Origin of the sequence: Polycyclovorans algicola TG408, from assembly GCF_000711245.1 — a bacterium.
GTDB lineage: Bacteria > Pseudomonadota > Gammaproteobacteria > Nevskiales > Nevskiaceae > Polycyclovorans > Polycyclovorans algicola.
The window spans coordinates 3,406,509-3,419,469 of sequence record NZ_JOMH01000001.1 but is presented as its reverse complement, the minus strand read 5'-3'; the positions used below and the strand labels follow the sequence as shown (position 1 = coordinate 3,419,469).

11 protein-coding genes and 1 tRNA gene are annotated in these 12,961 nt (G+C 64.4%); 11 read left to right on the top strand and 1 reads right to left on the bottom strand.

Going from position 1 to position 12,961, the window contains the following annotated elements; translation table 11 throughout:
* Positions 1 to 37: 37 nt before the first annotated feature.
* From folP to U741_RS0116260, 5 genes are all read left to right on the top strand, one after another.
* A complete protein-coding gene (folP, locus tag U741_RS0116280; RefSeq protein WP_029891505.1) occupies positions 38 to 871 on the top strand; it encodes a dihydropteroate synthase in 834 nt (277 codons plus the stop codon).
* A 31-nt stretch (positions 872 to 902) separates the two neighbouring features.
* Complete coding sequence (gene glmM, locus U741_RS0116275; RefSeq protein WP_029891504.1) at positions 903 to 2,255, top strand: phosphoglucosamine mutase; 1,353 nt, start codon at positions 903 to 905, stop codon at positions 2,253 to 2,255.
* Between the two features lie 15 nt (positions 2,256 to 2,270).
* Positions 2,271 to 3,044 (top strand): triose-phosphate isomerase, encoded by a 774-nt coding sequence (gene tpiA / locus U741_RS0116270; RefSeq protein WP_029891503.1) that lies wholly within the window; start codon positions 2,271 to 2,273, stop codon positions 3,042 to 3,044.
* A 9-nt stretch (positions 3,045 to 3,053) separates the two neighbouring features.
* Complete coding sequence (gene secG / locus U741_RS20045; RefSeq protein WP_029891502.1) at positions 3,054 to 3,383, top strand: preprotein translocase subunit SecG; 330 nt, start codon at positions 3,054 to 3,056, stop codon at positions 3,381 to 3,383.
* Positions 3,384 to 3,448: 65 nt separating this feature from the next.
* Positions 3,449 to 3,533 (top strand) — tRNA-Leu (locus U741_RS0116260).
* Between the two features lie 78 nt (positions 3,534 to 3,611).
* Here U741_RS0116260 and U741_RS0116255 read toward each other — a convergent pair.
* The gene (locus U741_RS0116255; protein WP_029891501.1) at positions 3,612 to 4,835 is read right to left on the bottom strand and encodes an acyl-CoA dehydrogenase family protein; all 1,224 of its coding nucleotides are present in this window, start codon (positions 4,833 to 4,835) and stop codon (positions 3,612 to 3,614) included.
* 192 nt (positions 4,836 to 5,027) lie between these two features.
* Between U741_RS0116255 and U741_RS19795 the strand changes: the two genes are divergently transcribed.
* From U741_RS19795 to U741_RS0116225, 6 genes are all read left to right on the top strand, one after another.
* On the top strand, positions 5,028 to 7,724 hold the full coding sequence (locus U741_RS19795) for a winged helix-turn-helix domain-containing protein (RefSeq protein WP_029891500.1): 2,697 nt from the start codon (positions 5,028 to 5,030) through the stop codon (positions 7,722 to 7,724).
* A gap of 130 nt (positions 7,725 to 7,854) precedes the next feature.
* Positions 7,855 to 8,988, top strand: a complete 1,134-nt coding sequence (locus tag U741_RS0116245; protein ID WP_029891499.1) for a fatty acid desaturase — start codon at positions 7,855 to 7,857, stop codon at positions 8,986 to 8,988.
* Positions 8,989 to 9,000: 12 nt separating this feature from the next.
* The gene (locus U741_RS0116240) at positions 9,001 to 10,080 is read left to right on the top strand and encodes a 2Fe-2S iron-sulfur cluster-binding protein (RefSeq protein ID WP_029891498.1); all 1,080 of its coding nucleotides are present in this window, start codon (positions 9,001 to 9,003) and stop codon (positions 10,078 to 10,080) included.
* A 51-nt stretch (positions 10,081 to 10,131) separates the two neighbouring features.
* Positions 10,132 to 10,920, top strand: a complete 789-nt coding sequence (locus tag U741_RS0116235; RefSeq protein ID WP_029891497.1) for an enoyl-CoA hydratase/isomerase family protein — start codon at positions 10,132 to 10,134, stop codon at positions 10,918 to 10,920.
* 10 nt (positions 10,921 to 10,930) lie between these two features.
* Entirely contained in the window at positions 10,931 to 12,073 is a 1,143-nt protein-coding gene (locus tag U741_RS0116230) for an acyl-CoA dehydrogenase family protein (protein ID WP_029891496.1), read from the top strand.
* Positions 12,070 to 12,903 carry an SDR family oxidoreductase gene (locus U741_RS0116225; protein WP_200872747.1) on the top strand — a complete coding sequence of 278 codons (834 nt, stop codon included), beginning with the start codon at positions 12,070 to 12,072 and terminating at the stop codon, positions 12,901 to 12,903. The genes U741_RS0116230 and U741_RS0116225 overlap by 4 nt, the downstream gene beginning before the upstream one ends.
* The last annotated feature ends 58 nt before the right edge of the window (positions 12,904 to 12,961 follow it).

The window sequence follows — 12,961 nt, the reverse complement described above, 5'->3', positions numbered from 1 at the left end:
TAATGCGGCCCTTTTTCATGCTTGAGACCCTCTGACCTTGTTCCTGCAACTGAAAACCCGCCGTCTCGATTTGGACGCCCCCAAGGTGATGGGCATCATCAATGTCACGCCCGACTCGTTTTCTGATGGCGGCCGGCATCAAAGTGTCGATGCGGTTGTTGACCATGCACGGTGTCTGGTTGACGCCGGGGCGGCGATCCTCGATGTGGGCGGTGAATCGACCCGGCCAGGCGCCGCACGGGTGGACGAGCAGGCCGAGCTGGACCGGGTGATTCCGGTTATTGAGGCGCTGTCGTCGCGGTTTGATGTGGCCGTCTCGGTCGACACCAGCAAGCCGGCTGTCATGGTGGCCGCTGGTCAAGCGGGCGCCGAAATGGTTAACGACGTTCGCGCGCTGCAAGTGCCCGGCGCCCTGGACGCCGTGGCAAAGGCTGGCATGGCGGCCTGCCTGATGCACATGCAGGGAGAGCCGCAGACCATGCAGGCGGCGCCCAGCTATGGGCGGCCGATCGTTGATGAGATCTTCGATTTCCTCGCCCAGCGCCTGCAGCGGGCGCTGGCTGCGGGCATCGCGCTCGATCGCATTGCGCTGGACCCCGGTATCGGCTTTGGCAAGACGCTGGCGCACAATTTGGCGCTGCTGGCGGCCACGGAGCGGTTCGCGGCACTGGGGCGCCCTCTCTTGCTGGGCGTTTCGCGCAAATCCATGTTCGGGCAACTACTGGGCCTGGCCGTGGACGCGCGCGATCCTGCCAGCGCGGTGACGGCCGCGCTGGTCGTGGCACGAGGCGCGCACATCATCCGCAGTCATGAGGTTGCGCACACCGTTCACGCGCTCACCATCGCCAGCGCACTGCGCAACGCGCGATAATCACAACTGAACAATGGCAGTGAGGCGGGATATGGGGCGTCGTTACTTCGGGACCGATGGCATTCGCGGACGGGTTGGCGTCACGCCGATGACCGCCGAGTTTGCCGTCAAGCTCGGTTGGGCTGCAGGTCGGGTGCTGGGTGGTTCGGACGGCGCGCGCGTGGTCATCGGTAAAGACACCCGTCGCTCTGGCTACCTCCTCGAATCGGCGCTCGAAGCCGGACTGTCCAGCGCGGGTGTCGAAGTCCTGCTGCTGGGGCCGATCCCGACACCCGCCGTGGCCTATCTCACGCGGGCCTTGCGGGCTGATGCCGGCATCGTCATTTCGGCCTCGCACAATCCGCATCACGACAACGGCGTGAAGTTTTTCGGCCCGCAGGGCGGCAAGCTCAGCGACGCGATCGAGACTGAGATCGAAGCCCTGATGGAGCAGCCGATGGAAACCGTCGCGCCGGAGACCATCGGTCTGGCACGGCGCATCGACGATGCCCAGGGGCGCTACATCGAGTACTGCAAGGCCAGCTTTGGCGACGGCCGTCTCGACGGCCTGCGTCTGGTGCTGGACTGTGCCAATGGCGCGGCGTACCGCACTGCACCGGCGATATTCGATGAATTGGGCGCCGACATCGTCGAGGTGATTGGCGGTGAGCCGAATGGCTTCAACATCAACCTCGATTGCGGCAGCACCCACTTGCAGGCCTTGCAGGCCTCGGTACGGGCGCACGGTGCCGACCTGGGTATCGCACTGGACGGCGACGCCGACCGCTGCCTGCTGGTCGACGCCGATGGCGAGGTCGTCGACGGCGACCAGATTCTTTACGCACTGGCCGTTGACCGTCATCAGCGTGACCTGCTGCGCGGGCCGGTGGTCGGCACGCTGATGAGCAATCTCGGCCTTGAGCAGGCCTTGCAGGTGCGCGGCATCGGTTTCGAGCGGGCAGCCGTGGGGGATCGCTACGTCATGGAACGGCTGCTGGCCGGCGGCGGTTTGCTGGGCGGGGAGACCTCGGGACACACGCTGTGCCTCGACAAATCATCGACCGGCGACGGCTGTGTGACCGCACTGCAGATGCTGTCGGTCATGATCGGGGCGGGGTGTACACTCCGCGCGCTCGTCGAGGGCATGACCCGATGCCCGCAGGTGTTGATCAACGTCCGCGTGGCCGGATCGGCCAAGCCGCTGCTTGAAACCCCATCGGTCAAAGCCGCTGAGGCCGCCGCCAAGTCGGCCCTCGCCAAGGGTGGGCGTATTCTGCTCAGGGCCTCGGGTACCGAGCCTCTGATCCGTGTGATGGTGGAGGCGACCGATGCCGAAAGCGCCCACCAGCACGCCGAAAAGATTGCTGACGCCGTAAGGGATGCGGCGCAAACAGTGCACGCGTAAATCAGGAGAAGCCGCATGAAACGCAGCCTTACGGTGATGGGAAATTGGAAAATGAACGGCACGCGAGGTGACAACGAGTCACTGCTGCGCGAGCTGGTCTTCGAGGGTAAGAAGTTTCCGTCGGTCGAGGTGGCGGTATTTCCGCCGTCGGTGTTCATCGAGTCGGTGGCCCAGCAGCTGGTCGGCAGTCCGGTGCGGGTGGGCGCGCAGGATTTGTGTGAACAGCTCAAGCCTGGCGCGTTCACCGGCGAAGTTCTGGGTGCCATGCTCAAGGAGCTGGGCTGCCGTTACGCGCTGGTCGGTCACTCCGAGCGGCGCCACGTTTACGGCGAGACCGATGAGCGGGTGGCCGCCAAGTTCGTGGCCGCCCAGCACAGTGGTTTGACCCCCGTGCTGTGCGTTGGCGAACAGCTTGCCGAGCGCGAAGCCGGGCAGACCGAAACCGTACTCGACCGTCAGCTTCTGGCGGTAATCGATCAGGGCGGCGTCGCCAGCCTGCGCGGTGCGCTGATCGCGTACGAGCCGGTCTGGGCGATCGGCACCGGCAAGACCGCGAGCCCGGAGCAGGCACAGGCCGCGCATGCGCACATTCGCGGGCTGATCGCCGCGCGAGATGCTAAAATCGCGAATTCCATTTGCATTCTCTACGGCGGCAGCGTCAAGGCTGACAACGCGGCCGAGCTGTTTGCCCAAGCCGATGTTGATGGCGGCCTGATTGGCGGTGCATCGCTCAAGGCTTCCGAATTTCTTGCGATCTGCGCGGCCGCGCAGGCGCTACACGACGAGTAGATTTATTTCATGTACACCGCATTGGTCATTGTTCAGGTCCTCATTGCCATCGGGCTGGTCACGCTGATCTTGCTCCAGCACGGCAAGGGTGCCGATGCAGGCGCTGCGTTTGGTGCCGGCGCCTCCGGTACGGTCTTTGGTGCGCGCGGCGCCTCCAATTTCCTGTCACGCGCCACGGCGTGGCTGGCCACCGGATTCTTCGCGATCAGTTTGGCACTCGCCTATGTGGTGCAGACGGCCGCACCGGGCAGCTCAATTGTTGACCGCATGGGCGACACGCCCGAAGCCACCACCCCGGAAACCCCGGAAGCGCCCGCACAGCCGGTCATTCCGGAGTAAGGCGTTTTTCTGCGGTTCCCTTGGAGTTGGGCGCGATCTTCTCTATAATCCGCCACCCGATCAGGACCCATGTGGTGGAATTGGTAGACACGCTACCTTGAGGTGGTAGTGGCGAAAGCCTTGGGAGTTCGAGTCTCCCCGTGGGTACCAAGGTCGGGCGCTGTAACTTTCGACAAATTCAAAGGCTGCACCGAGATTCTCGGTGCAGCCTTTTTTTGTGGTCCGGTCTCAGCCGGTGATGTCGCGGCCAAAGATCTGCCGGGCAATCACCCAGTTCTGGATCTCGTTGGCACCTTCGTAAATCTCGCCAATTTTCGCATCGCGATAAATCGACTCGAGCGGGAAAGGCGTGCCCGGGCCGCGCAGCTCCTTGACAAAGCCGTAGGCGCCGCAGGCTTGAATCGCGTCGCGCGCCACATCGCAGGCGAGCCGGCTGCCCACCACCTTGGCCATGGCGGCCTCCAGATCAGCGCGGCCCTCCTTGTCATGGAGCAGGGCGGCTTTCTGATAGAGCGTGCGGGCCATTTCGATCTGCGTGGCGTGTTCGGCAAAGCGGAACTGCCAATGCTGGAACGCGGCAATGGGCTTGCCAAACACCTTCCGCTGGCTGATGTAGTGGGTGGAAAAATCGAAGGCCGCCTGCGCCATGGCCACGCCGATGGCGCCAATGCCCATTCGGCCCAGCACCAGGGCGCCGACCGCTGTTCGCAGGCCGCTGCCGACACTGCCGACAACGTGGTCGTCCGGCACGAACACCTTGTCCAGCGTGACGTCGGCGGTGAGCTGCACGTGATTGCCCATCTTCAGGTCTGGCGCGCTGACACTGACGCCCGGATGACGCATGTCAGCCAGCAACATGGTCAGCGACTCGCCCGCCTTGCACAGCACCAGAATATGATCGGCCACCGGCGAGTTCGTGATCCAGCGTTTGACGCCGGTCACGCTGAAGCCGCCTTCGACCTTCTCGGCGACGGTTTGCATCGAAGCGACCGACAGGTCGGTGCTGGCTTCGGGCTCGCTGGTGGCGAATGAACCAATGAACTCGCCGCGAATCAGCTTGGGCAAATAGACGTCACGCAGGTGGGCAGGTGCGCGCTCCAGGGTTTTGCCGACCAGAATGGCCTGCCCGTCGAACAGCGCCGAGGCAAAGCTTGGCGAGTAGTAGGCCAGCTCTTCGAGCACGGTTACGGTGGCGAGGGTGGGGAACTCCAGCCCGCGCCCGCCCACATCGGCGGCGTAGGGAATCTGATAAATGCCCGCCGCCGCCATGGCCTTGAAGGCGGCGTGCGGAAAGGCGTCGACCGACTCGGGTGTGGTGTTGAGCCGATGCGCGATGGGCCGCAGAACGGTGTCGGCGAAGTCACGCACCTCAGCACGGATGCGTCGGGTTTCGTCAGGAAACCAAAGATCACTGAACAGGGTGTCGGCGCGGCGTGGGGCAGGGGTTGTCATGGACTCTCGCTCGAATGGGCTTTGGCGTGCAGTGCGCGCCAGCGTCAGGGGTACTTCGCAATTATCACAGCCTGGCCGGCCGCCGGCCCCCCACTATGGAATGGTTGATTCGTCGCCCGCTCCCGGCATCGGGTCACAGGTCAGTCGCTCGACTATGCTTCGCCGCATGGGGTTTCTTTCGGAAAGGTCAGAATGAACGCGTCGCACGGTCGGCTGGAGCCACCCAACTTCTCGTTCCCGTTGGTGCAGACGGCTGCCCTCACGCGGCTTACGGGTGGCGGCCCCCTGGCCAAGCTGACCCTGATCGCTGCACCCACCGGCTACGGCAAAACCGTGCTGCAGACCGCGTTGTTCCGGCACATGCGTGCCAAGGGCCTGGCGGCGCAGTGGATCGGTCTGGATGAGCGTGACCAGACCGTTGAGGTGCTGCTGTCGCTGCTGGAAAGCAGCTTCTTCGAGGTCGGAGGTGCACTCGACACCACGCCCGCCATGCACCAGAGCGACGAGCCGCCGGACGAGCGTATTGAGGCGCTGCTCGGACACCTTTCGCGGCTCAGTGAGCCCTTGGTGTTGTTCATCGACAACATCAGCTTTTGCGATGACGAAACCCTGGGCCCGGTGATCGACGCCCTGGTGTTTCGAACCCCGGAGGACTTCAAAGTGATCATCGCGGGCACCCGCGAGCCACCCATGAACATGGCGCGCGCCCGCCTCGAGGGCAACCTTGCAGCCATCGGCTTCGCTGATCTGGCGATGGGCGAGGCCGAAATCAGCGCCCTGTTCGGTGCGCCTTTGTGTGCACGGCTCGGCGCCCCGGCACTACAGGCCATCGCCCGTCAAACCGAAGGGTGGCCGGCGGCGATTCGCCTGATGCAGATCATCTTGCAGGCGGCGCCCGACCCGCTGCAAACCCTCAAGGCGTTCAGCGGTGCGGACGAAGACCTCGCCGACATGCTCAACCGCCAAGTCCTCGCCGACTTTGACGCCCCGGCACGTCAGTTTCTGCTGGAAATCGCCTTGCTGCGCAGCTTCTGCGTGCCGCTGTGTCAGCACGCCACCGCCGACCCCCAAGCGGCTGAGCATCTGGCCCGCGTGCTACGACAAAACCTGTTCATCATTCCGCTGGACCGCAACCGCACCTGGTACCGGCTGCACGGACTGTTCCGTGAATTTCTGATTGGCGAAGCTGAGCGTGCCGTGAGCACAGAGCGCCGCCAGGCGGTGTTGCTGCGGGCCGCCGAGTGGTGCGAGCAAGCCGGGCACTGGAGCGACGCGGTCGACTACGTGCTCAGTGCCGGGGCCTTCGATGCCGCCGCCGGCATGCTCGAGCGGGTCGCAGCGCACTTCGTTCGTGATCGCGGTGACTTGCGGCGCTATATCCGTTGGATTGAGCGGCTCTACCAGGCCAACGTCGATCTCGGCTGGGAGGCGGCGTTTTGGTACGTCTGGGCACTGGTGTTTCATCGCCGCTACGAGGCGGCACGTCAGCAGGTCGAGCACCTGGCCGAGCGCGTCGAGCAGGGCGGCAGCGTGGAGTTGCTGCGCCGTATTGAGGTGATCCGCATCATCATTGCCACCTACACCGATCACTTGCGTGAAGCGCAGGCGCGCGGCCGGGCGTGGCTGGCGCAGCGTGGCGCCGACGACCCGTTCGACGTGGCCACCGTGGCCTCGGCCATCGGCATCAGCAACGGCGCGCATTTTGACCTCGCCTCGGCGCGCGAGACCTTTCTGGTCGCACAAACCAGCGTGCTACAGGCCAACAGCGCCTACGGCGTGGGCTGGGTCACGGCGCTGTCGACCATGGTGCAGATTCACGAGGGTGATTACGCCCAGGCGTGGCCGATCTTCGAAACCGCGCTTGCGCGGGTCCGCGAGGCCCTCGGTGACAGTGCGGGCATGACCGGCACGGTGGCGCTGGTCACCGCCAAATGTGCGGTTGAGCGCGGCCTTGATCGCGAGGCGCGTGACGCCCTGACCATCGGCATGCGCCGCGCGCAAAGCCACGGCGTGGCCGACACCGCCCTGTGCGGGCTGGATGCGGCGGTGAAGCTCTGGGCGTCGCCGTCCGGCGAGGGCATCTCAATCACCGAGCTTCGGGAAATCGCCGCCAGTTACGTGCCGCGACTCAGTCACATGCTGTCGTGCCTGATCGTGCAACGCCTGTTGCGGTTGGGGCGGCTCGACGATGCGTTGCTGGAAGCTGCGCAGATCGGGCTCCACCTGCACCCGGCAAAATCGCCGCCTGCGGCCCTGCTGGAATACCCGATTGGCCGCAGTCTCTATACCCACACCGCCATCGATCTCGACATTGCCACCGGCCGCCTGCGACAAGCCGAACAGCAGATCGCCGAAGAAGCGCGCCTCGCCAAGGCCGAAGGCCGCTGGGGCCATCTGGTCGAGTTGGCCCTCGCCGAGATGAGCGTCAGCCTCTGTACGCAAAACCCCGCGCCGGCCGCGCGGCATCTGACGCGCGCCATCAGCTATGCGGCCAAGCGCGGTTACAAGCGGCCGTTTCGCGACCGCGCCGAGCAGATCGCCAGCCTGGTCAATGAAACTCGGCCGCAAAGCTGGGGCTTTGCGCTGGACGAAGAGCGCAGCTTTTTCAGTGAAATCTGTCGCCAGTTGCCGATTGCCAACAGTCACCTGCTGGAGCAACTTGAAAGCCTCGACGTCAAGGCTACCCTGCTGGAAACCCCCACCTCGCGCGAGCTGGAACTGCTGTCACTGATCGAGGTAGGTCTGTCCAACCAGCAACTGGCCGACCGGCTGTCGGTGTCGGTGGCAACGGTCAAATGGCACCTTTACAACCTCTACGCCAAGCTCGGTGTGTCCAGCCGTTCGGCCGCCTTGGCGAAGGGGCGCGCGCTGGGGCTGCTCTCCCGTTAAAAATAGGGGAGATTCGGCTAACCCAACTATGGTTTGGGGCGTCTGGACCAAGGTGTGAAATGCTAATAACCACGAAAAAGCGCTGATTAGCTGATTGACGGCGCGCCCGCTTCCCGGCAGGAGAGATCACATGACCGACTACTTCAAATATTTACTGTCCCCGGCGATTCTCAGCCTCCATGCCTGGGGCATGTGGATGGGTGGCAACTACACCTGGATCGGGCTGGCGGCACTGGTGGGTGTGTTGTGCTTCGACGCCTTCTTGCCGCGCGACTACTCCATGCGCGATCAGCGTTACGTGCGGATCTATGACGTGATCTGCGCGATGACGGTGCTGGCCAGCTTCGGCAACATTTTTTTCTACGCGTGGCTGGTGGGTTCCGGGCATTTCGAGACCACCGCCTCGTCGATTGGCGCCTTTGTCAGCATGGTGTTCATCGGCTTCGTGATCGGTGCGCCACCGGTGCACGAGTTGTTTCATCGCGAGGAGTTCGTGCTGCGCTGGTTGGGCCGCACCGGCCAGTGCCTGATTTATGACCCCTGGCGTGAGATCACCCATGTGGTTACCCACCACATGCGTGTCGCGACCCCCGACGACCCCGACTACGCGCGTCGCGGCGACACGGTTTACGGCCACATTCTTCGGACCTTCCCGGGCCAGTGGAAAGAGGCCTATCACCTCGAGAAAATGATGTGGACCAAGCGCGGTCGCAAGTGGTTTGACCCGCGCAACGCCTGGGTTTACAAGGCGGCGACCCTGGTCATCTTCACCGGCATTCTTTACGCACTGGGCGGCCTGCTGGGTACGGTGCTGGCGATTCTCAGCCTGCTGCTGGGGCCGCGGATGATGCTGGAAGTGTTCAATTATGTGAATCACTACGGGCTGATTTCGGCGACGCCGGGGCGCTTCGAGAAACACCACACCTGGAACCACATCAGCCCGCTGACACGCATATTGGCGCTTGAGATCACCAACCACGCGGGCCACCACGAAGACAGCTACAAACCGTTCTACAAGCTCGAACCCGACACCAATGGCCCGGTACAGCCGCAGTTTCTGCTGGTGGTGCTGCTGGCCTTCGTGCCACCGCTGTTTTTCATGATGATCAAGCCGCTGCTCAAGCATTGGGACCAGCATTACGCGAGCCCACAGGAGCGCGAAATCGCGCGGCGTGAAAATGAACGCGCCGGCTGGCACGAGCTGAACCAGCCCGACCCGGTGAATGACTTGCCGCCCGGTATCTGGCGTGTCGCAGAAGCCTGACGGATCAACACCATGCTCAAGCAGAAAGCGCCGTCAGCGGCGACGCGGGCCGACCTGTGCCGGATCACCGTGCGCGGCAAGGACGGCAGTGAAGACGTTTTCGACATCCGTCGCAATGACCTGCTGCTCAAGGCCGCCATCGACCAGGGCATTGAATATCCGCACAACTGCCGAGTCGGCGTCTGTGGCACCTGCAAGACGCGGTTGATCTCGGGGCGGGTCAGTCCGATGGTCGACCTTGCGCTGTCACCGCTGAAGAACGCCGAAATCGAAGCGGGTTTCGTGCTTGCCTGCCAGGCCAAGGTGCGCGGTGATTTGGTGGTCGAGGTCAAGTTGGGGCATCACACCATGTTGCCGGTGACCACCGTGTCGGCGCGCGTCAGCCGCTGGCGCAAGTTGCCGGGCGAGGTCATCGACCTGCGGCTGGCACTCGATACCCCCGTACATTTTCATGCTGGTCAGTACGCAACGATTGCCGAGTCGGGTTCGTTCACCCGACGCAGCTATTCGTTCTACGACGCCCCCCCAATGGACAACGGCGCGCCGGCCAGCGAAGTCGGCTTTCTCGTCAAGCGCCTGCCCGGTGGGCGGTTCTCCGAATGGCTGTTTGCTGAAGACCGCAGCGGCACCAAGTTCTGGATGGAAGCGCCTTTTGGCGTGATGGGTGTCGACGAATACGACCGCGACGGGCTCTGCGTGGCCGGCGGAACCGGGATTGCACCGATCCTGTCGATCGTGGCGGATCGTCTTCGCCGCTCGACAACAGCCAAGTTCACCATCGTGCTGGGCGTGCGCAGCGCCACCGACACGTTTGCCGAGCCGTATCTGAGAGCCCTGGTTGACCAAGCGCCTGATCGGGTGCGAGTGGTGACCATCCTGTCGCACGAACCCGAGGGTTCGACGTGGGCCGGCCCGCGCGGCCTCGTGACCGAGGCATTGGGGCCGGAACTGGGGCTCGACTTTGCGCAAGTGTCGGCGTTCATCTGCGGCAATCTCGGCATGGTCGAGGCCGTCGAACGCAAGCTGATCGGCCTCGGTGTGGCGGAAGAACGCATCCACGCCGACAAGTTCATTCCCTCCGGCACACCCTAAATTGGCGGCGGCACAATGGCCGCCGCCCAACCTTCAAACTGCGGAGTTTTCATGTCGCTTGCCCTGCGCACGGTCGATGCCGAAACCGGCATCGCCACCATCACCGTCAACCGCCCCGAAGTGCTGAATGCGCTGGACGTGCCCACTGCCCGCGCCATCTGCGCGGCGGTGTTGCCGCTGCGCCAGATGCCGGACGTCCGCTGCGTGGTGTTGCGCGGCGCCGGGCGCGCGTTCATTGCGGGAGGCGATTTGTCGCGTTTTGCGGACGACTTCGACCAGGCTGCCTCGGTCGTCCATGACCTGCTCGACGCGTTGCACCCGGCGATCATCACGCTGCGCAGCTTGAATGCCCCGGTGCTGGGCGTGGTGCACGGCGCAGTGGCCGGCGCCGGCCTGTCATTGATGGCCGGTTGCGATCTGGTGCTGGCCGCACAGGGGACGCGCTTCGTGCTCGCTTATGACCGAATCGGCGCCGCACCGGATTGTGGCGGGACGTGGTTTCTGCCGCGCCTGCTGGGGCCGCGCCGCGCAGCCGAGTTGATGATGCTGAGCCCTACCTGGGATGCTGATCAGGCGCTGGCCTACGGCCTGATCAACCGCGTGGTCGCGGCCGAGCAACTCGACACCGAGGCCGCCACCGTCGCCGCGCAACTGGCCAAGGGGCCGACTGCCGCCTACGGACGCTATAAGCGGCTTGCCGATGCCAGCCTCGGCGCTGATCTGGTCACCCAGCTCGAAGCCGAGCGCGAGGCCTTTGCCTCCGGCACGCGGTCTGCCGACTTTCGCGAGGGCGTGAGCGCCTTTTTGGCCAAGCGGCCCGCCGATTTTGCCGGCCGCTGAGGACGACTGAATGAGCCTCTACACCGAAGACCAGCAAATGATTGCCGATGCCGCCGCGCGCTTTGCCCGCGAGGTGCTGGCCCCCGGTGCCGCCGCGCGTGAAGCTGCCGCTGCCATCGAGCCCGACGTGATTCGCGGCATGGCCGAGATCGGTCTGCTGGGCATGACGGTATCGCCCGACTTTGACGGTGCCGGTGCCGACTACGTGAGTTATGCGCTGGCCTTGATGGCGGTGGCCGAAGGCGACGGCGCGGTGTCGACGGTGATGAGCGTTCACAATGCACCGTTCTGCGCCATTCTTGAGCGCTACGGCAGCGACACCCAAAAGAACGATGTGCTGCGGCCGGCGGCGCGGGGTGAATTCATCGGCGCCTTCGCCCTTACCGAATCGCAGGCCGGGTCCGACGCCAGCGCGCTGCGCACCCGCGCGGTGCGTGACGGCGATCATTACGTGATCAACGGCGCCAAGCAGTTCATCACCTCGGGCCAACTGGCGCAGTGGACGGTGGTGTTTGCGGTCACCGACACGGCGAATCCGAAGCGCGGCATCAGCGCCTTTCTGGTGCCCACTGACAGCCTCGGCTACCGGGTGAGCAAGATCGAACACAAGCTGGGCCAGCGCGCCTCCGACACCGCCAGCCTCGCGTTTGACGACCTGCGCGTGCCGGCGGCGCTGCGTATCGGTGAAGAAGGCGAGGGCTACAAGATCGCCCTGTCCAGCCTCGAGGCCGGCCGCATTGGTATTGCCGCCCAGAGCGTCGGCATGGCGCAGGCCGCGCTGAAATGCGCCATCGGCTATGCCGGTGATCGCCAGGCTTTCGGCAAGTCGTTGATGGAACATCAGGCGGTGAGTTTTCGCCTCGCCGACGCCAAGACCCGCCTGGAGGCTGCGCGCCAATTGGTGTTGTCGGCCGCGCGACTCAAGGACGCTGGCCAGCCCTGTCTTGAACAAGCCTGCATGGCCAAGCTGTTTGCTTCCGAAACCGCCGAGGCGGTGTGTTCGGCGGCGATCCAGACCCTGGGTGGCTACGGCTATGTGGAAGATTTTCCGGTCGAGCGCATCTATCGTGACGTGCGGGTTTGCCAGATTTACGAAGGCACCTCCGATATCCAGAAAATCATCATCGGTCGCCATCTGGCGTCGGGACTTTGAGCGCGCCCATGGACGCGCTGGCGATACTGCCCAAAGACCTCTTCGCCGGAGAAGTCGCATTCGTCACCGGTGGTGGCAGTGGTATCAACTTCGCCATTGCCCGTGCTTTCGCGCGGCTGGGCGCCAAGGTGGTGATCTGTGGCCGCACGGCCGCGACCTTGGACGCAGCGGCCGAGCAGATTCGCGCACTCGGCGGCACCGTGCGCACCCAGGCGGCCGATGTTCGCGACGCCGATGCCTTGCAGGTCGCATTCGACGAAGTGCGGGCCGCATGGGGCCCGGTGCGACACCTTGTCTGCGGTGCGGCGGGCAACTTTGTCGCACCGGCTGAGCAGATGAGCCCCAAGGGTTTTCGCACCGTGGTCGACATCGACCTGATCGGCAGCTTCAATACCGCCCGCGTTGCCTTTGATCAGTTGCGCGAAACCGGCGGCACGGTCTTGTTCATTTCGGGCGGCCAATCGTTTGTGCCATTCATGTACCAGGCCCACGTTGCGGCGGCCAAAGCCGGCGTCGACATGCTGATGCGCACGCTGGCGCTGGAGTGGGGCCGTCACGGCATTCGCCTGAACGGTCTGGTGCCCGGCCCGATTGCCGGCACCGAAGGCATGGCACGGCTGACGCCCAAGGACAAGCCCGACTTCTGGACCGACATGGTGCCGATGGGGCGCATGGGCCAGCCCGACGAAATCGCGCAGATGGCCGTGGTACTGGCCTCGCCGTTGGGCAGCTATGTCAATGGTGCGCTGCTGACCGTCGATGGCGGCCAGAACCTGACGGGCTCGTCGCGATTCAACGACAGTGTTGGCGAGATGCTCGTGCCGCGCTAGGGTCGGCCCGTCAACTCCGTTAGGCTCGCTACCGCCAGCCCCTTAGGGTTGCGGACTG

Coding starts and splice junctions, on each gene's coding strand:
- glmM (WP_029891504.1), top strand. CDS start 903: ATGGGGCGTCGTTACTTCGGGACCGATGGCATTCGCGGACGGGTTGGC.
- tpiA (WP_029891503.1), top strand. CDS start 2,271: ATGAAACGCAGCCTTACGGTGATGGGAAATTGGAAAATGAACGGCACG.
- secG (WP_029891502.1), top strand. CDS start 3,054: ATGTACACCGCATTGGTCATTGTTCAGGTCCTCATTGCCATCGGGCTG.
- U741_RS0116255 (WP_029891501.1), bottom strand. CDS start 4,835: ATGACAACCCCTGCCCCACGCCGCGCCGACACCCTGTTCAGTGATCTT.
- U741_RS19795 (WP_029891500.1), top strand. CDS start 5,028: ATGAACGCGTCGCACGGTCGGCTGGAGCCACCCAACTTCTCGTTCCCG.
- U741_RS0116245 (WP_029891499.1), top strand. CDS start 7,855: ATGACCGACTACTTCAAATATTTACTGTCCCCGGCGATTCTCAGCCTC.
- U741_RS0116240 (WP_029891498.1), top strand. CDS start 9,001: ATGCTCAAGCAGAAAGCGCCGTCAGCGGCGACGCGGGCCGACCTGTGC.
- U741_RS0116235 (WP_029891497.1), top strand. CDS start 10,132: ATGTCGCTTGCCCTGCGCACGGTCGATGCCGAAACCGGCATCGCCACC.
- U741_RS0116230 (WP_029891496.1), top strand. CDS start 10,931: ATGAGCCTCTACACCGAAGACCAGCAAATGATTGCCGATGCCGCCGCG.